A 19,161-nucleotide genomic window follows, 5' to 3' on the forward strand; every position below is an offset into this window, starting at 1 on the left:
TGCTGCCATCACTGGAACAGCCTCGTCGATCAGCCATGGCGCATCATGTCCATCGGCCTGCGCGAATGGGCTCATGGGTTCCGATCAGTGGGAGTTGGTATTAAAAGAACATTAGAAGAACACGAATGCCTGGGCAAGGAATTCCCCGACGCCCGCCATGCGGCATGGTTCAAGGCTTCCTTGCCGGGCTCCTCCCTCCTCCTTTGGCCAGGGCGGACCGTGGGCATGGCCGCGTTCGGACGAGGCGAGGCTTGCCCCGGCGCCGCGCCGCCTCGCCTCCGTCGCGGAGAAGGACGGCGCGGCGCCCGCGTCAGGCGCGCGGTCGGGCCGCCCGACCCGGCGGCGCCAGCGCCGCGGCCATCGCCGCGAAGCGCTCCGGGTCGGCGACCACGCGCGGCACCTTGTGCTGGCCGCCGAGCTTGCCCTCGCGCCGCATCCACTCGGCGAAGGCGCCGTGGGGGAGCAGCGTGACCTCGGGCGGGTCGAGCTGGCGGGCGGCACGATGCCGCTCGTAGTCCTCGTTCCCGGCGCACAGCGCGGCGTCGAGCGCGGCGGCGAGGCGACGCCCCGCCGCCGTCCCGTCCTCGCCGGGCGGCGGCTCGGCCTCGACCAGCCAGCGATGGTGGCCGGCGGCGCGGTCGAAGACCGGGCCGACGCTGTATTCCTCGACGGTCAGGCCGGTCTCGCGCGCGGCGGTGAGCAGCGCCGACTCGATCTCCTCGCCGCTCAAATGCTCGCCGAAGGCGGAGAGGGTGTAGGAGGTGCGGCCCGTCACCAGCAGGCGCGGCGGCGCGCGGTCCAGGAAGCGCACCGTGTCGCCGACGACATAGGCCCAGAGGCCGGCGCAGGAGGAGACGACGATCGCGTACTCCACCCCGGTCTCGAGGGTCGCCGCCCAGTGGCGGGTCGGGCGGGGGGCGTCGAGCTCCTCCAGCGGCACGAACTCGAAGAAGCAGCTCCCGTCGAGGACGAGGCGCATGCCCTCCCCGTCGCCGCGGTCCGCGATGGCGAAGAAGCCCTCGCTCGCGGGATAGACCTCGCGGGTCGCGCAGCCCGGGGGAAGCCAGGGGGCGACGCGCTCGCGGTAGGGGGCCCAGGCGACGCCACCATGGACCAGCAGTTCCAGCGCCGGGAGCGGCGGGCGGCCGTGGCGCTCGGCGAGGCGCTCGAACAGCATCAGCAGCCAGCTCGGCGTGCCGCTGAGCGCGCGGATGCGCGGGACGGGCGCGGCCTCGGCGAGCGCGGCGAGCTTGCGGTCCCAGTCGGCGATCAGGGCAAGCTCGGGGGGCGGCCAGGACCAGGGGCGCGCCCAGAAGGGCACCTCCGCCACCGCGATGCCGGAGAGGTCGCCCTGGCGCACGCCCGGCGCCACCTCCGCGAGGTCGGTCGAGCCGCCGAGCATGAAGGAGAGGCCGCCGAGGACGCGGCTGCCCGGATGGTTCGCGAGGTGCCAGCACAGCAGGTCGGTGGCGGCGGCCCGGTTCTCCTCCATCATCTCGTGCGTGACCGGGATGAACTTGTTGCGGCCGGAGGTGGTGCCCGAGGAGAGGGCAAAGTAGGGGATCCGGCCCGGCCAGGTGAGGTCCTCGAGGACGGGGTAGGCGGGGCGCCAGTACGCGTCCCAGAACGCCTCGTAGCGGCGGAGCGGGACCCGGGCCTGGAAGTCGGCGACGGTGCGGATCGCCGCGAAGCCGTGATCCCGGCCGAACCGGGTGCGGTCGGCGCGGCGGACGAGCCGGAGCAGCAGGCGCTCCTGCGTCGGCGCGGGATCCATGGCGCGCAGCCGGGCGAGACGCAGCGCGGCGTAGGCACGCAGCAGCGGGGTGGCGTCGAAGGGGGGGCCGGCGGTCATGGTCGGACCCTCGGGCGGTCAGCGCCGGGCGGCGGCCGTCGGCTGCGCCGCGGGGGCGAGGCGTGTCACCCGCGGGAACTCGGCGGCGACGGTCTCGGGGCGGAGCGGGAGGCGGATGGCGCGGCCCTCGCGCCACAGCGGCACCTGGTCGGCGAAGGCCGCGCTGCCGAGCCAGCCGTCCTGGCCGCCGTAGAGAACGAACCAGTTGGCGTCGGGATCGGAGAGGTCGCTCACGTGCCGGGCCATCGAACCGAAGGTGGCGGCGTGCCGGCCCTCGACCAGGCCGTGGCTCGTCTTCATCGGGGTCTCGCGCGAGCCGCCGACGGGGGCGTCGCCCTGCACGAAGGCGCCGCCGAGGACGGGAAGGTTCACCAGCCAGTGCGCGACGCGCAGGCGGTGCACGTCGCCCCAGTCGCGGAAGCGGGCGAGGTCCCGGCTGGCACGCGCCGCGGCATCCCGCAGCGCGGCGGCGCGCCGCCCGGGCGGCAGGGCGTCGAGGTCGCGCAGCAGGAAGGTGGTGATGAAGTTCCACTGCGTCTCCGGCCCGCGGCGGCCGGCGGCCCCGTCGCGCCCGTTCTCGGCGAGCACCGCGAGGACCAGGTGGCGGATCAGGAACTCGAAGGCGAGCGGGGCGCGGGCGTCGGCGCGGTAGTCGCCGTCCCAGCCGGCGAGGGCCGCGGCGAGGGGGGCCGCCTCGGGGACGTCGCGCAGGCGCCGGAGCAGCGCCGCGGCGAGCCGTGCCGCCTTGGGGGACAGGGTGTCGGTCTGCAGCGCCATCAGGTCGGCGGGCGAGACGCGCTCGCGCGCGGCGAGCAGGGCGTGCAGGCGCTCGAAGCGGTCGCCGTCGCTGAAGAACACGCCGAGGGGGGGCGGAACCCGGCCGCCGAGCGGTTCCGGCCGCTCGTTGGCCGAGGCGAGGACCCCCTCGGGCGGGTCCTCGACGAAGGGGAGGTCGCGGGAATCGAGGAGGCGCGACCATGGGGCGGTCGCCGCGGGATCGGCGGCGTCGAGGACCGGGTCCTCGGCCGGGAAGCCGGGGCGGGAGGGAAGGGTCGCGGCCATCAGGCGCCCGATGCGGCCGTCCCGGGAGGCCCAGAGCATGTTCTGGGGGCTGACGCCGAAGCCGGCGAAGGCGGCGCGGAACTCGGCGCCATCGCGGGCGCGGGCGGCGCGGAGCAGGCTGGTGATCTCGTCGGTCGGCTCGTGGCCGATCCAGCGCAGCGCGATCGCCTCGCCCGGACGCGACGGGACGAGCGAGGCGTCGGTGACGATCGGCCCGTGCGGGGTGGTGCGCACGGTGCGCTCGGTGTCGGGCCACAGGCGCCGGCGCAGGGTGACGCGGTGCTCGCGGATCTCCGCGGGGGGCAGGCGGGAGACGTCGAACAGGTCGGAGGAGGCGGCGCGCATGTTGGTGCCGCCCCAGGCGAGGTGCGGGTTGCGGCCGAGGCCGAGGATCGGCAGCCCGGCCACCATAAGCCCGACGGCGTGGAAGGAGGGCGAGCGCATGCCGACCGCGAGCCAGAGGTTGGGCAGGTTCAGGCTGAGGTGCGGGTCGGAGGCGAGGAGCGCGCCGCCGGTGGCGCTGCGCCGGGCGGCGACGGCGACGGTGTTGCTGCCGGCGCGGCTCGCCGTGCCGGCGAGGATGGCGCGGAACGCGGCGTGCGGGGTGGCCGTTCCTTCCTGCGCCGCGGGTTCGGCGGCGCTCGCGCCGGCCTCGAGCGCGCGCTGCCAGAGGCGGGCGAATCCGGGGTTGCCGCGCTCGGCGAGGAGCGAGAAGTAGAGCAGCCAGTTGACGTCGGTGCCGGCGAGGCGGCCCATCGCGAGGAGGTCGGCGGTGGTGTAGGGCTCGGGCGCGAGGCCGAGGAGGGCGAACTCGGGCGGCGGGCGGCGGGCGGCGGCGCGCGTCGCGTGGTTCAGGCCGGCCAGGAAGGCCTCCACGAAGGCGCGGGTGTCGGCGGGCCAGCGGCGCTCGACCTCGGGCGCGGCGCGGCCGAAGTCGAGGATGCGCAGCGCGTGGTCGACCTCGGTGGCGAAGGGGCCGGCGACCTCGGCCAGGCGGCCGCGCGCGACCAGGCGGAGCAGCGCGATCTGCGCCCCGCGCAGGTGACCGTGCACGAGGCCGAGGGCGAAGGCGAGGTCGCGATCGGTTTCGGCCTCGATCCAGGGCACGAGGTGGTCGTTCCAGCGGATGGTGACGGGGCGCTCCAGCGGGAGGCCTTCGGCGGGGAAGACGGCGAGGCGCTGCTCGATGGTGACGGCGCGCGGCGCCAGCGCGGCGCAGCCGGGCAGCAGCGCGAGCGCGGCGAGCAGGAGCGTCCGCGCGAGCCGGCGTGCCCGCCGGGAGAGCGTGGCGGGTTGGCGCCTCATGCCCTTGGCCGTCCGTCCTCGCGCATCGCGGGTGCCCGTGCCCTGCATCGCCGGCCCCAGCATGGCGCCGGGATGCGCCGTCGCAAGCCCTCGAGGGCCGGCAGGGCGTGCGATTCGTGAGTGTCTGCCGCGGCGGAGGGGGAGGCGAAGGTGCGCTGCGCCCGCCGCGGGCCCCACCACCGATCGCGCGGGCCGAACCGGCAAGGCGCGACCGGCAGGCCGAGGGGCCGGCCGTTGCCCGGGCGCCGGCGCGGCCCGGCGGCGGATCGTGGCAGCGCCGGGTCGCTCCCGCCCGCGGGGCTCGGTGCGGGTGGCACCGACGAGGCGGGCACGGCTGCCGCGGAAGGTGGCGCCACATCGGGCGGCCGGCCGAGAGGGAACCCGACCGCGTGCGAGCGGCGAGGCGAGCGGCCGATGCCGTGCGCGGCGGGACGCGCGCCACGTTCCCGGCCGGGACTGGCGGCGCGGGGCCGGTCGCGCCGGCCGGGCGCGCGGTTCGCGATCCGGTGCGGGAGGCCAGCGGCGGAAGGTCCGCCGCTCCGCCATCACGGCCCGTCCCCGGCGGCGGCCGCGCGGACGGGACGATCGCTCAGGGTGCCCGCCCGGTCAGCCGGTCCACGGCCTCCAGCAGCAGGGCCGGCTCGATGGGCTTGGTGAAAAGCAGCAGCGGCCCGCCGCTGCCGGCCTCCCGCCGCAGCGAGTCCACGCCGCCCGGCGGCGCGTAGCCGGTCATCACTACCACCGGCAGGTCGGGCCGCGCGGCGCGCAGGCGCTGGATCAGCTCCCGCCCCCCCAGGCGCGGCATGCGCAGGTCGGTCAGCAGCAGGTCGAAAGGCTCGCCGCGCATGGCGATCTCCAGCGCCTCCTGCCCGTCGGCGGCGACGAGGACCCCGTAGCCCGAGGCGATCAGCAGGTCCTCGATCGCCATCGCCGCGAGGGGCTCGTCCTCGGCGACGAGGATCCGGGGCGGATCGGAACGCGGCGGCGTGCCGCGCTCTGCCGGGCCCGGCGCCGCGCCGCCGCTCGGCGCGCGGAGCGGCCGGACGGAAGCGCCGCCCGACCCGCCGCCCGGTCGGATCGGTCCGACCGATGCGCCGGTCCGCTGCGGCGGGCCCGGCCCGGATGCCGTGAACGCCTGCGCCATCGCTCAGGCCACGGCGGCGCCGACGCGAGGCGGCCCCGAGGATTCCGGCTCGCGGGGGGCGAGCGGCAGGGTGAGGCAGAACACAGCGCCGGCCTCGGCTGTACCCGAAGCCTCGTTCCAGGTTTCCAGGCGCCCGCCCATGCTGCGCGCGACCCCCTGCGCGATCGCGAGGCCGAGGCCGGTGCCGCGGCCGGGCTCCTTGGTGGTGTAGAAGGGGTCGAAGATGCGGCCGCGCACCGTCTCCGGGACGCCGCCGCCGGTGTCGCGCACCGCGATCGCCACCACTCCGGCGCCGTGGTCGGCGCGCAGCGCGACCGCGATCCAGGCCGGCGCCGTCGGGTCGCGCGCGCGGCGCTCGAGCACCGCGTCGTGCGCGTTGGCGATGAGCTGGAGCAGCGCCTGCTCCAGCTTGGCGCGTTGGCCGCGCACGGGGATTGCGCCCGAGGGGCGGTCGAGGGTGATCTCGACGGTTTCCTCGATGGCGTATTGCCGGCTGGCCACCGCGGTGACCGTCTCCACCGCCGCGGCGACGTCGAAGGGCTCCACGGGATCGGCGGACGGGTTCGGGGCGCCGGGGTCGCGATCGGAACCCGGCGCGGCGAGGGGCACGGCCCCGCCGACGATCCCGGCGCCGCCGTCGCGGGTCAGCTCGCGCATGCGTTCGAGCAGCGCGCCGATGCGCCGGCTCTGGTCGAGCATGATGTCGAAGGTGCGGGCCAGCCGGTCCGGCTGGGCGCGCCCGGCGGCGAGCGCGGCGCGGGCGTTGCCGGCCCAGAGGGCGATGACGTTGACCGGCTGGCTCATCTCGTGCGCGACGCCGGCGCACATCGAGCCGACGGTGGCGAGGCGCGCGGTCTCCTGCAGGTCGGCCTGCAGGCGGCGGGTCTCGGTGACGTCGCGCACGCTGCCGAGCAGGCGGGCGACCTGGCCGTCCGGACCGCGCAGCGGCACCAGGACGGTGTGCCAGTGGCGGTAGCCGGCGCGGGTGAAGCCGCTCGCCTCGTACTCGACCGGCGCGTGGCCGGCGAGCGCCTCGGAGAACCGGCGTTCGAGCAGGATGGCGGTCGCCTCGTCGGTCAGGCAGGCGCGGGCGCCCTGGCCGATCACCTTGTCGCGGCCGACGCCGAACAGCCGCTCGAAGGCGAAGTTGACCGACTCGTAGGCGAAGCTGCCGTCGGGGCGCAGCGCGACGACGAACACCGCGTCCGCCATGTGCTCGAACAGGTCGGCGAGCCGCGCCTCCGACTCGCGGGCGCGGGCCTCGGCCTCGCGGCGGAACTCGACCTCGCGCGCGAGGTCGGCGGCGCTCGGCAGCGCCAGGGCCCTGCCGAGCGCGGGCCGCATCACCACCGCGCTCGCCACCGCGACCAGCGCGGCGCCGGCCGCGACGAGGCCGGTGACGCCGTGGTCGGCGTGCCAGAGCTGCCAGAGCCGCGCGAGGTGCACCGTGGAGTCGGCGAGCAGGAAGCCGGCGAGCAGCGCCACGAGGAGAAGGAACCCCGGCTCGCGCCGCCGGACGAAATAGACCAGCAGGGCCGCGAGGATGACGATCGAGGCGGCGGCGGCGGCCGTCTCGGACCCCGCGAACAGCCACAGCAGCTCCCGTCGCCAGAGCAGGCAGGCCCCGAGCGGCGAGAGAGGGGCGGCGTCGAACAGGTAGGCGAAGTCGGGCATGCGCGTGATCGCTGGTACCGGGCCTGGTTGCGAAGCGGGGACGGACTTTCCCCCGAATCCGTTCTGCGCGCAGGTTGCTACGGGCGGGCGCGGATTCACAGTGCCGTGTCCGGTTCGTGATGCGAGGGGCGGGCCCTTGACGAATACCGGTTGTATGCGGTGTGGTGCTGATCAGCCGCGGCGCATGGCCCGGGTCAGGGCGACCACCGGCAGGAGCCCGACCGCGACGATCAGGAGCGCCGCGGTGCTGGCCTCCGCCAGCCGCTCGTCGGCGGCGAGGCTGTAGACCCGGACCGCGAGCGTATCGAAGTCGAAGGGCCGCACGATCAGGGTCGCCGGAAGCTCCTTCATCGTGTCCACGAAGACGAGGACCGCGGCGGTGAGCAGGGCGCCGCGGGCGAGCGGAAGCTCGACCTCGCGCACCGCCTGGCCCGGGGTGCGGCCGAGCACCCGCGCGGCGGCGGCCAGCGAGGGCTTGATCCGGGCGAGCCCGGATTCGACGGAGGACAGCGCGACCGCAAGGAAGCGCACCAGATAGGCGAAGACCAGCGCCGCGATTCCGCCCGAGAGCAGCAGGCCGGTGGAGATCCCGAAGCGCGCGCGCATCCAGGAATCGAGCGCGTTGTCGAGCAGCCCGGCGGGGACCAGCGTCCCGACCGCGATCACCGAGCCCGGAACGGCGTAGCCGAGCGCCGCGATCCGGTTGGCCGCGGCGCGCAGCGGAGAGGGGTGGAGGCGCTGCGCCCAGGCGAGCAGGGCGGCAAGCGCCACCGCGAGCCCCGCCGTCAGCGTCGCCAGGATCAGCGAGTTCAGCGCGAACGGCATGAAGCGGGGCGGGGCGAGGGGATCGCCCGTCTCGATCGCGAGCCAGAGCAGGGCCGAGGCGGGGATGCCGAAGCCGAGCAGCACCGGCATCGCGCAGGCGAGGACGGCGAGCGCTGCCTTCGCGCCGCGGAGCGGCACCGGGCGCATCGGCGGGTGGCGCGTCGTCGTCGGGTGGTAGCGCCGGCCGCCGCGCGTCAGCCGCTCGAACAGCAGGAGGAGCGCGACCAGGCCCATCAGGGCGGCGGCGAGCTGCGAGGCGGCGCCGCGGTCGCCGAGGCCGAACCAGGCCTCGTAGATCCCGGTCGTCAGGGTGCGCACCGCGAAGTGCTGGACGGTGCCGAAGTCGGCCAGCGTCTCCATCAGCGCCAGGGCCACGCCGCCGGCGAGCGCGGGGCGGGCGAGGGGGAGCGCGACGTGGAGGAAGGTGCGCGCGAGACCGTGGCCGAGGGTGCGCGACGCCTCGATCAGGCAGACGCTCTGCTGCAGGAAGGCGGCGCGGCAGAGCATGTAGACGTAGGGGTAGAGCACCATGGCCAGCATCAGCGCGGCGCCGGGCAGGGTGCGGATCTCGGGGAACCAGTACTCGCCCCAGCGCAGCCCGGTGAGGCCGCGCAGCGCGGTCTGCGCCGGTCCGGCGACGTCGAGCAGCCAGACATAGGCGTAGCCGCAGACGTAGGCCGGCATGGCGAGCGGCAGCAGCAGCGCCACCTCCAGCACGCCGCGGCCGCGGAACTCGAAGGCGGTGACGAGCCAGGCGGAGACCGCGCCGGCCGAGGCGGTCATCGCGCCGACCAGCAGCGCGAGCAGGAAGGAATTGGCCACCATCTCCGGCAGGGTGGTGCCGGCGATGTGCGCCCAGACCTCTCCGGTCGGGACGGCCGCGGCGGCGAGGACGGCCACGACCGGCGCGGCGATCGCCGCGGCGACGGCGAAGGAGACCCAGGCCCAGAGCGGCGTCCGCTGGCGGCGGAGCGGGGCGGTCTCGGGGGCCTCGGGGCGCAGGAGGACCGCTTCGGGCATCAGGGGCGACGGGGGCGGGCGCGGCGGCGGGCCATGGTCGCGGCGCCGGTAGCACGCGACGGAAGGCGAGGCACCTTCCCTTGCCGGGGCGGGAGGCTCGCGCGGCGCGCGGGCCGCCGGGAGCGGGCCGAGGTGCCCCGCGCCGGCGCGGCTATTCCGCGGCGCGCCGGCGCTTCTGCTCCTCCCACTGCTCGGGGGTGATGCGCGGGATCTCCATGCGGTCGGTGGTGCGGGCGTACCAGCCGCGGCCGTGCATGCGGCCGATCAGCTCGAGCTTCGGCGTGTCGATGTAGTGCTTCGCCGGGTCGAGCACGCAGTCGTCGCGCACCTCCATCGCGAGGATCCGGCCGAGGATCAGGTTGTGCCCGCCGAGCGGAACGATCTGGTGGAGCGCGCACTCCATCGCCACCGGGCTCTCGGCGATGCGGGGGGTCCCGACCTTCGCGCCGGGGACGGCGGTCAGGCCGGCCTCCTCGATCTCGTTGACGCCGGTGTCGAAGTCCGCGGCGGTGATGTTCATCTGCTGGGCCAGGGCATTGGGCACCAGGCAGATGGTGAACTCGCCGAGGCGGCGGATGTTGGCGAGCGTGTCCTTGGGGCTGCCCTCCGGCCGCGGGCCGCAGCCGAAGCCGACGATCGGCGGGTTGCCGGAGAAGGCGTTGAAGAAGGAGAAGGGGGCGGCGTTCGGCTTGCCCTCGGCGTCGAGCGTCACCACCCAGGCGATGGGGCGCGGGACGACGGTCGAGACCATCAGCTTGTAGCCCTCGCCGGGCGGCAGGGTGGCGAAATCGAACAGCATGCGGTCGGGCTCCTCCGCGGCGGTCGGGTTTCAGGCCACCCGGTCGCGCGGCGGCTCGCCGCGCAGCAGGATGGCATCGAGGTTGTCGAGCGCGCGGTGCCCCATGGCGTCGCGCGTCTCCACCGTGGCGCTGCCGAGATGGGGCAGCAGGACGACGTTCTCCAGGGCGTAGTAGCCCTCGTGGATGCGCGGCTCGCCGTCGTAGACGTCGAGGCCGGCGGCGAAGACGTGGCCGGAGCGGAGCGCCGCGATCAGCGCCTCGTCGTCCACCGAGCCGCCGCGGCCCGAGTTCACGACGATCGCGCCGCGCGGCAGCAGGGCGATGCGCTCGGCGTTCAGCCATTTCCGCGTCGCCTCGCCGCCCGGCATGTGCATGGAGAGGAACTGGCTCGCGCGCAGGAAGCCCTCGTCGGTGTCGTGCCAGATCGCGCCCTGCTCGAGCTCCGGCGGCAGGCGCCGCAGGTCGCGGTAGTGGATCTCCATGCCGAGGCCGCGGGCCATGCGCGCCAGGGTCCGCCCGATGCGGCCGAAGCCCAGGATGCCGAGGCGCTTGCCCTCCGGCGTCAGGCCGAGAAGCTGGGTCGGGGCCCAGCCGCGCCACTGCCTGGCGCGGACCAGGCGCTCGCCCTCCCCGGCGCGGCGGCAGGCCATCAGCAGCAGGGTGAGGGCGATCTGTGCCGTGGCCTCGGTCAGCACCTCCGGCGTGTTGGTCACCGCGATGCCGCGCGCCTTCGCCGCGGCGAGGTCCACGTGGTCGAAGCCGACGCTGAAGGTGGCGATCGCCTTGACGGAGGCGGGGAGGGCGCCGATGCAGGCGGCGTCCATCCGGTCGCCGGCGGCGCAGAGCACGCCGGCGGCGCCGATCTCGGCGGCGCGGCGCGCGATCTCGGCGCCGTCCGTGGCCCAGGGCTCGTCCTGCGGGTTGAGGCGGGCCGCGTAGTCGCGCGCCGCGCGGGCCTCGATCGCGGGCGGCAGCTTGCGGGTGACGAGGAGGGCGGGCTTGGCCATGGGGCGGCGGGCCTTCCGGCTGGGGAACGACGGTCGGCGCGCACCATAGCGGCAGCGGCGCGTCTTGCCAGCGCCGCGCCGAGGGGGCAGGGTCCGCCGCCGTTCCGCAGGCGGGGAGGGATGCGATGGACCTCGGGTTGAAGGGCAAGCGTGCGCTGGTGATGGGAGCCTCCAGGGGCCTCGGGCGCTCGATCGCCGAGGCGCTGGCCGCCGAGGGCGCCGCCCTGGTCATCAGCGGCCGCGACCAGGCGACGCTCGACGCCGTGGCGGCGGAGCTGAAGGCGATGGGCGCCGCCTCCGCCTCCGGCATACCGGCCGACGTGGCGCGCGGCGAGGACATGGACCGGCTGGCCGACGGCGCCGTGGCGGCGATGGGCGGGGTGGACATCCTGGTGCTCAACCACGGCGGCCCGCCGCCCTGCACGGCGTGGGAGATGAAGGAGGCCGACCTCGTCGCCTGGTTCCAGCGCATCGTCGTCTCGCCGATCCGCATCGCCATGCGGCTGATGCCGGCGATGCGCGAGCGCAAGTGGGGGCGGGTGATCGTCGTCGGCAGCACCGGGATGCAGCACCCGATCCCCACCCTCGCCCTCTCCAACACCCTGCGGGCGAGCGTCTGGGGCTGGCTCAAGACCCTCTCGGGCGAGGTGGCGAAGGACGGGGTGACGATGAACGTGCTCGCGCCGGGGACGATCCTGACCGACCGGGTGACGCAGACGACGACGGTGCGGGCGCAGCAGCTCGGCATCTCCTTCGAGGCGGCGCTGGAGAAGGCGGCGGCGGAGATCCCCGCCGGGCGGCTCGGCGTGCCGGCGGATTTCGGGCCGATGGGCGCCTTCCTGGCGAGCGAGAAGGCGGGCTACATCACCGGCACCATGGTCCGCGTGGACGGCGGCCGCGTGCGCGCGATGGTGTGAGGCGGCGGACGATGATCCCCAACCTGGCGCCGGACGTCGCGCTGGCCGAGCGGCTGTTCGCCGAGCTCCGCGCGCGCAGCTTCGACGGCGTGGGCATCACCCGCGAGGCCTACGGGCCGGGCGAGCGCATGGCCCACGCCCTGGTGCGCGAGGCGGCGGAGGCGCTGGGGCTGGAGGTGCGGGCCGACCCGATCGGCAACCTGCACATGACGCTGCCGGGCCAGGACCGGGCGGCGAGGCGGGTGGTGCTCGGCAGCCACCTCGACAGCGTGCGCCAGGGCGGGAACTACGACGGCGCGGCGGGCGTGCTGGCGGGGCTGGCGGCAGTGGCGGGGATGCGGCGCGCCGGCTTCACGCCCGGGCGGGACGTGACGGTGCTCGCGATCCGCGCCGAGGAGGCGGGGGCTTGGTTCCCGACCAGCTATCCGGGGAGCCGCGGCGCGCTCGGCACGCTGCGGCCGGAGGAGCTGCAGGTTCGCCGCGCCGACACCGGCCGCACGCTCGAGGAGCACATGCGCGAGGAGGGCTTCGACCCGGACTTCGCGCGCGCGGGCAGGCGCGTGCTGGGGCCGGACACCGTCGCGGCGTTCCTGGAGGTGCACATCGAGCAGGGGCCGGTGCTGGAGGCGGAGGGCATCCCGGTCGGCATCGTCACCGGCATCCCCGGCAGCCGGCGGCTGCGCGCGGGGCGGGTGATCGGCGAGTACAACCACTCCGGCGGCACGCCGCGGAAGTACCGGCGCGACGCCGCGATGGCGCTGGCGGAACTCGCCCATCGCATGGACGAGGCGTGGGTGCGGCTGGAGACGGAGGGCCAGCAGCTCGTCTGCACCTTCTGCGTGCTCGCCACCACGCCCGAGGCCGGCTTCACCAAGATCCCCGGCGAGGCGGTGTTCCAGCTCGACGTGCGCAGCGTGAACCCGCACGCCTGCGACCGCATGTTCGAGGTGCTCTACGACCTGGTCCCGCGCATCGAGGCGCGGCGCGGGGTGCGGTTCGAACTGGGCGCGGAGAGCGGCAGCCGCGCCGCGCCGATGGATCCGGGCGTGCAGGCGGGGCTGAGGCGCGCGGCGGAGGCGCTCGGCATCGCCCACCGGCTGATGCCCTCGGGCGGCGGCCACGACGCGGCGGCCTTCGCGCAGGCGGGGGTGCCGGCGGGGATGCTGTTCGTGCGCAACCAGAACGGCAGCCACAATCCGAGGGAAGACATGCGCATGGAGGACTTCGCCGCGGCCTGCGCGGTGCTCGCGCGCTGGGTGGCGGAGGTGGCGGCGTGACCGGCGCCCGCCTCGCCGTGGACATCGGCGGCACCTTCACGGATGTCGCCGTCGAGGAGAACGGCCGGCGCTGGACCGGCAAGGTGCTGACCACGCCCCAGGCGCCGGAGGAGGGCGTCCTCGCGGGGGTGCGCCGCGTGCTGGACGAGGCCGGCCTCGCGCCGGAGGACATCGCGCTCGTCATCCACGGCACCACGCTCGCCACCAACGCCATCATCGAGCGCAAGGGCGCGCGCACCGCGCTGCTGACGACCGAGGGCTTCCGCGACGTCCTCGCCATGGGCAACGAGGCGCGCTACGACCAGTACGACCTCAACATCGAGCTGCCGCAGCCGCTGGTCCCGCGCCGCTGGCGCCTGCCCGTCCCCGAGCGGCTCGACAACGAGGGCAGGGTGCTGCGCCCGCTGGACGAGGAGGCGGTGCGCCGCCAGGTCGAATTCCTGCGCGCCGAGGGCATCGAGAGCCTCGCCATCGGCTTCCTGCACGCCTTCGTCAACCCGGCGCACGAGCGCCGCGCCGCCGAGATCGTCGCCGAGATGTGGCCGGGGCTGCCGGTCTCGCTCTCCTCCGAGGTCTCGCCGGAGATGCGCGAGTGGGAGCGCTTCTCCACCACCGTCGCCAACGCCTACGTCCAGCCGCTGATGGCGCGCTACCTCCGCAAGCTGGAGAGCGGGCTGCGCGAGGCCGGGCTCGCCTGCCCGCTGTTCCTGATGCTCTCCGGCGGCGGCCTCACCACGCTCGAGACCGCGGCGCGCTTCCCGATCCGGCTGGTGGAATCCGGCCCCGCGGGCGGCGCGATCTTCTCCGCGCATGTGGCCAAGGAGCGCGGATTCGGGCGCGTCCTCTCCTTCGACATGGGCGGCACCACGGCCAAGATCTGCCTGATTGACGACTACGCGCCGCAGACCGCGCGCCACTTCGAGGTCGCGCGCGTCGGCCGCTTCAAGAAGGGCTCCGGCCTGCCGCTCCGCATCCCGGTGATCGAGATGGTGGAGATCGGCGCGGGCGGCGGCTCGCTCGCCGGGGTGGACGCGCTCGGGCGCATCCAGGTCGGCCCCGAGAGCGCCGGCGCCGATCCCGGCCCCGCCTGCTATGGCCGCGGCGGCGAGAGGCCGGCGGTGACCGACGCCAACCTCCTTCTCGGCCGCTACGACCCGGAGCGCTTCGCCGGCGGCACGCTGCGCCTCCATCCGGAGAAGGCGCGCGCGGCGCTCGCGGCGCATGTCGGCGGGCGCCTCGGCCTCTCGCCCGAGATGGCGGCGCTCGGCGTCGTCGAGATGGTGGACGAGAACATGGCGAACGCCGCGCGCGTGCACGCGATCGAATCCGGCAAGGGCTTCGACGACCGCGTGCTGATCGCCTTCGGCGGCGGCGGGCCGGTGCACGCGACGCGCGTCGCGGAGAAGATCGGCATCCGCCGCATCCTCGTCCCCTCCGGCGCCGGCGTCGGCAGCGCGATCGGCTTCCTGCGCGCGCCGGTGGCCTACGAGGTGGTGCGCAGCCTCTACCAGCGCTTCGCGAGCTTCGACGTGGCCGCGGTCAACGCGCTGCTCGCCGACATGGCGGCGGAGGCGGAGGCGGTGGTCGCCGCCGGCAGCTTCGGCGCGCCGACGCGCGAATCCCGCCTCGCCTACATGCGCTATGTCGGCCAGGGGCACGAGATCGCCGTGCCGCTGCCGGCGCGCGCGCTGACGGCGGCGGAGGTGAAGGAGATCCGCGCCGCCTACGACGCCGAATACGCCCGCTGCTACGACCGCCCCGTGCCGGGCAGCGACGTCGAGGTGCTGAGCTTCGCCGTCACCGTCTCGACCATCCCCGAGCCGGTCGAGCCGGCGGCCGAGGTGTTCGACGCGCCGCCGCCCCGGCCCGCGCGCCGCCTCGCCGTGCGCGACACGGCGACGGGCGAGGTTTCGGACTGGCCGGTCTATGACCGCGACGCCTTCACCCCGGGCGCCGCGATCGCCGGCCCCGCCATCGTCGCCGAGGCGGAGACGAGCACGCTGGTCGGCCGCGGCTGGCGCTGCCGGATGGACGGGCTCGGCTATCTCGAACTGACGCAGGAGGCTTCCCGGTGACGGACGCGCTCAAGGCCATCCAGCGCCAGATCCAGTGGAACCGCCTGATCGCGGTGGTCGAGGAGCAGGCGCAGACGATGATCCGCACGGCCTTCTCGACGACCGTGCGCGAGGCGGGCGACCTCTCCGCCGGCATCTTCGACCTGCGGGGGCGGATGCTCGCCCAGGCCGTCACCGGCACGCCGGGGCACGTGAACTCCATGATGGAGAGCGTGAACCACTTCCTCGCCAAGTTCCCGGCGGAGACGATGCGGCCGGGCGACCACTACATCACCAACGACCCCTGGCTCGGCACCGGCCACCTGCACGACCTCACCGTCGTCACCCCCGCCTTCCGCAACGGGCGCATCGTCGGCCTCTTCGCCAACACCGCGCACGTCATCGACGTCGGCGGCCTCGGCATGGGGCCGGAGGGGCGGAGCGTGTTCGAGGAGGGGCTCTACATCCCCATCGTGAAGTGCTTCGACCAGGGCCGGCCGAACGAGACCTTCTTCGACTTCCTCCGCGCGGGGTCGCGCACGCCGGTCGAGCTGGAGGGCGACGTCTATTCCCTCTGCGCCTGCAACGACGCCGGCGCGAAGCGGCTGGTCGAGATGATGGACGAGTTCGCCATGGACTCGCTCGACGAGCTCGCCGCCTACATCTTCGAGAGCTCGCTCCGCGCCACCGTCGAGGAGATCGCGAAGCTCCCGCGCGGCACCTACGCCGCCGAGATCCGCTCCGACGGCTACGAGGCGCCGGTGACGCTGAAGGCGGCGATGACCATCCGCGAGGACCGCATCGAGGTGGACTTCGCCGGCACCTCCGGCCTCTCCAACCGCGGCATCAACGTCCCGCCGGCCTACTGCCGGGCCTATTCCTGCTTCGGCATCAAGTGCGTGGTGGCGCCGGAGATCCCGAACAACTGGGCCTCGCTCTCGCCCTTCCACATGCGCATCCCGGAGGGCTGCATCCTCAACGCGCCGCGGCCCTATCCGGTCAGCGTGCGCCACGTGGTCGGCCAGCTCCTGCCCGACCTGATGATGGGCTGCCTGCACCAGGCGGTGCCGGAGCGGGTGAACGCCGAGGGCTCCTCCGCCCTGTGGAACCCGCCGCTGCGCGGCGGCGCGCAGGTCAGCGGCCCCGCGGCGGAGGTGCCGGACTTCGAGATCATCACCTTCAACTCCGGCGGCACGGGCGCGCGGCCGACGAAGGACGGTCTCGACGCCACCGCCTTCCCCTCCGGCGTGCGCACCATGCCGGTCGAGGCGACGGAAAACGTCGCCCCCGTGGTCTTCTGGCGCAAGGAACTGCGCCCCGATTCCGCCGGCGCCGGGCGCACCCGCGGCGGCTGCGGCCAGGTGATGGAGATCGGCGCGAAGAACGACGCGGAGTTCGCGGTGAACGCCATCTTCGACCGCGTCGCCCACCCGCCGAAGGGTCGCGACGGCGGGCGCGACGGCGCGCCCGGCTGGGTCGGCCTCGACGACCCCAACGGCACGCCGCTGCGCACCAAGGGCTTCCAGATCGTCCCCAGGGGCCGGCACCTGGTGCTGAAGCTGCCGGGCGGCGGCGGCATGGGCGATCCGCGCCAGCGGGACCCGGCGCTGGTGCGGCGCGACGTGGCGGACGGGCTGGTGAGCCCGGAGGTGGCGCGGACGGTCTACGGGGTGGAGGTCTGAGCGCAGGCGGCGGCGCGGCTCACCGCTCCGCCGTCTCGACCACCACCGGGCGGACGGCGACGCGCCAGCCCTCGCGCTGCGCGGTCCGCAGGGCGGCCGCGAGGGCGGCGACGTAGGCGTCGAGCGGCTCCACCAGCGGCCGGTTCTCGGGGAACAGCGGACGCTCCGAGGCGACGACCAGCATCAGGTCGGTGCCGAAAGGCTCGTCCACCTCCCAGCCGGGGAAGCCGGCCCGCGGTTCGCCGAGGCGGAGCCGGGCGCCGGCCGGTTGCGGCTGCGCCGGAACGAGGTGCACGGCCTCGCCGGACTTCATCAGGTAGGCCACGTAGAGCTGCGAGGGCCAGTCCGGCAGGGAGACGTCGAAGCGCAGCAACTGCCCCTTCACCAGCGGCATGCGGCCGACCATGGAAACCAGCGGGGCGGATTCGGGCCCGCTCAGCACCGGGCGCAGCGCGGAGAGGGCCGGGCAGTAGGGACCGTCGAAGGGCTGCAGGCGGAGCTGCACGCGCTCCGGCGGAATGCGGCGCTCCGCGAGGATGCGGCGGATCGCCTGGTCGCCGCCGCGCTGGATGACGCCGGCGAGGGTGAGCCCGTCGTCGTCCGCCGCGGCGGCGAGGAGGCTGCACGGCACGGCGGCCATGGCGCTCGAGGCGGCGGCGCGGAAATCGGGGCGCTGGAGCAGGGCCAGCTGCTGCTGGCGCTCCAGCTCGGCGAGCCGCTGGCGTTCGGCCTCCGCCTGGCGTTGGCGCTCGGCTGCCGCCAGTTCGGCCTGCCGCTGGCGCTCCAGCTCGGCGAGCCGCTGGCGTTCGGCCTCCGCCTGGCGTTGGCGCTCGGCTGCCGCCAGTTCGGCCTGCCGCTGGCGCTCCAGCTCGGCGAGCCGCTGGCGTTCGGCCTCGATGGCGGCGAGGCGCCGGCGTTCGGCCTCGATCGCCGCCTGCCGTTCGCGTTCCGCGGCGGCGCGGGCCTCGGCCTCGGCGGCGGCGCGCTCGCGGGCGAGGCGCTCCCGCTCCGCCTGGCCGCGGGCGAGGCGCTCGCGCTCGGCGGCGGCGCGGGCCTCGGCCTCGGCGGCGGCGCGCTCGCGGGCGAGGCGCTCCTCCTCGGCCCGCGCCCGTGTCTCGGCCTCGGCGGCGGCGCGCGCCTGCTGTGCGGCCTGCTCCTGGCGGGCGCGCTCGGCCTCGGCGGCGAGGCGTTGCTGCTCCTGGCGGGCGCGCTCGGCTTCGGCGGCGAGGCGTTCCTGCTCGATGCGCGCGCGCTCGGCGGCCTCGCGGGCCTCCTGCTCGACGCGCGCCTGCTGCTCGCGGGCCCGCTGCCCGGGCTCGATCACGAGGAACCAGGCGCCGGCCGCCGCGGCGGCGACCAGTGCCGCGCCGCCGCCGCCGATCAGGGCCCAGGGCCGTCTGCCGCCGCCGCCGCCATCCTTGTTGTCGGGCGGCGGAGGTGGCGGCGGCGCCGCGCCGCCGGCGCGGCCCCGGCCGGTCCGGTCGGCTCCCGACGCGCCGGGGCCGGCGACGAGGGTGGCGTCCGCGTCGGCGAAGGGCAGGGCGGCGTCGGCCAGGCCGCCGGTGGCGTCGTCGGCGCCGCCGCCGGCACCCGCCGGGGCGGCGGCTCCGGTCGCGGCAGCCCGAGAGGAGGCGGCCTCGGCGCTGGCGGCGGCGCGGATCGCCTCGGCGAAGGCGGTCGCGGTCGGGAACCGGTCCTCCGGGCGCTTCGCCATGGCCCGCGCCACCACCGCGTCGAAGGCGCGCGGCGCCGTCACCGACAGGGTCGAGGGCGGCGGCGGCTCGGTGTTCAGGGCCTTGTGCATCACCGCGTTGAAGCCGCCCTCGAACGGCTTCTCGCCGGTGAGGAGCTGGTAGAGGACGACGCCGGCGGCCCAGATGTCGGCCCGCGCGTCCACCGGCTCGCCGCGGAACTGCTCCGGCGCCATGTAGCTCGGCGTGCCCATCAGGGTGCCGATCTGGGTCATCGAGGAGTTCTCGAGCCGGGCGATGCCGAAATCGGCGATCTTCACCTGCCCCTCGGCGGTGAGCATGATGTTCGCCGGCTTGATGTCGCGGTGCACCACCCCGCGCTGGTGGGAGAAGGCGAGGGCGCCGAGCACCTGCTCCATGATGCGGACGATGTGGGGCAGCCCCAGCCGCTCGCCGCGGTCGAGGATGTCCTTGAGCGAGCCACCCTCGACCAGCTCCATCACGATCCAGGCGTACTCGGCGTTCTCGCCGTAGTCGTAGACGGCGACGATGGCGGGGTGGGCGAGCCGGCCGGCGGCCTGCGCCTCGCGGCGGAAGCGGGCGGCGGCCTCGCGCGCCTCGGCGTCGTCGCCGGGCGGCTTGCGCACGACCTTGATGGCGACGCGCCGCTCGATCAGGCGGTCGAAGGCGTCGTACACGGTGCCCATGGCGCCGCTGCCGAGCGTGCCGCGCACCTCGTACTTCGCGCCGATCTCCTGCGGTACCATCAATGCCGGCCCCTTCGCGCGGGCCCCGCGCCGCCCCGGGCGGGCGGGCCCGCGCGCATCCTACAGCGACGTGAGCCCCGGCGT

12 protein-coding genes are annotated in these 19,161 nt (G+C 75.4%); 4 read left to right on the forward strand and 8 right to left on the reverse strand.

From position 1 onward, the window contains the following. Positions 1-310: 310 nt before the first annotated feature. From IEX99_RS05325 to IEX99_RS05355, 7 genes are all read right to left on the reverse strand, one after another. On the reverse strand, positions 311-1,852 hold the full coding sequence (locus IEX99_RS05325; protein ID WP_188898990.1) for a GH3 family domain-containing protein: 1,542 nt from the start codon (positions 1,850-1,852) through the stop codon (positions 311-313). A gap of 18 nt (positions 1,853-1,870) precedes the next feature. Continuing rightward, positions 1,871-4,219, reverse strand: a complete 2,349-nt coding sequence (locus IEX99_RS05330) for a penicillin acylase family protein (protein WP_188898991.1) — start codon at positions 4,217-4,219, stop codon at positions 1,871-1,873. Between the two features lie 589 nt (positions 4,220-4,808). Next, positions 4,809-5,363, reverse strand: a complete 555-nt coding sequence (locus tag IEX99_RS22650) for a response regulator (RefSeq protein WP_268237463.1) — start codon at positions 5,361-5,363, stop codon at positions 4,809-4,811. A gap of 3 nt (positions 5,364-5,366) precedes the next feature. Then, positions 5,367-7,037, reverse strand: coding sequence for a two-component system sensor histidine kinase NtrB (locus IEX99_RS05340; RefSeq protein WP_188898993.1), 1,671 nt, complete (start codon positions 7,035-7,037; stop codon positions 5,367-5,369). A gap of 171 nt (positions 7,038-7,208) precedes the next feature. Continuing rightward, on the reverse strand, positions 7,209-8,882 hold the full coding sequence (locus IEX99_RS05345) for an ABC transporter permease (protein ID WP_188898994.1): 1,674 nt from the start codon (positions 8,880-8,882) through the stop codon (positions 7,209-7,211). Positions 8,883-9,033: 151 nt separating this feature from the next. Beyond that, complete coding sequence (locus IEX99_RS05350) at positions 9,034-9,681, reverse strand: flavin reductase family protein (RefSeq protein ID WP_188898995.1); 648 nt, start codon at positions 9,679-9,681, stop codon at positions 9,034-9,036. A 30-nt stretch (positions 9,682-9,711) separates the two neighbouring features. Continuing rightward, positions 9,712-10,689 carry a 2-hydroxyacid dehydrogenase gene (locus IEX99_RS05355; protein ID WP_188898996.1) on the reverse strand — a complete coding sequence of 326 codons (978 nt, stop codon included), beginning with the start codon at positions 10,687-10,689 and terminating at the stop codon, positions 9,712-9,714. Positions 10,690-10,814: 125 nt separating this feature from the next. Here IEX99_RS05355 and IEX99_RS05360 point away from each other — a divergent pair, with 125 nt between their 5' ends. The 4 genes from IEX99_RS05360 to IEX99_RS05375 are packed head-to-tail and all read left to right on the forward strand — an operon-like array spanning position 10,815 to position 16,619. Continuing rightward, positions 10,815-11,606: an SDR family oxidoreductase gene (locus IEX99_RS05360; RefSeq protein WP_188898997.1), complete on the forward strand. Its 792-nt coding sequence runs from the start codon at positions 10,815-10,817 to the stop codon at positions 11,604-11,606. A gap of 11 nt (positions 11,607-11,617) precedes the next feature. After that, entirely contained in the window at positions 11,618-12,883 is a 1,266-nt protein-coding gene (locus tag IEX99_RS05365) for a Zn-dependent hydrolase (protein ID WP_188898998.1), read from the forward strand. After that, positions 12,880-14,958, forward strand: coding sequence for a hydantoinase/oxoprolinase family protein (locus IEX99_RS05370; protein WP_188898999.1), 2,079 nt, complete (start codon positions 12,880-12,882; stop codon positions 14,956-14,958). Before IEX99_RS05365 ends, IEX99_RS05370 begins: the two co-directional genes overlap by 4 nt. Next, a complete protein-coding gene (locus IEX99_RS05375; protein ID WP_188899000.1) occupies positions 14,955-16,619 on the forward strand; it encodes a hydantoinase B/oxoprolinase family protein in 1,665 nt (554 codons plus the stop codon). Before IEX99_RS05370 ends, IEX99_RS05375 begins: the two co-directional genes overlap by 4 nt. A gap of 19 nt (positions 16,620-16,638) precedes the next feature. On the opposite strand, the gene IEX99_RS05380 is transcribed toward IEX99_RS05375, so the two are convergent. Further along, positions 16,639-19,077, reverse strand: a complete 2,439-nt coding sequence (locus tag IEX99_RS05380; protein ID WP_188899001.1) for a serine/threonine-protein kinase — start codon at positions 19,075-19,077, stop codon at positions 16,639-16,641. Positions 19,078-19,161: the final 84 nt, after the last annotated feature.

The organism is Caldovatus sediminis (assembly GCF_014644455.1).
GTDB lineage: Bacteria > Pseudomonadota > Alphaproteobacteria > Acetobacterales > Acetobacteraceae > Caldovatus > Caldovatus sediminis.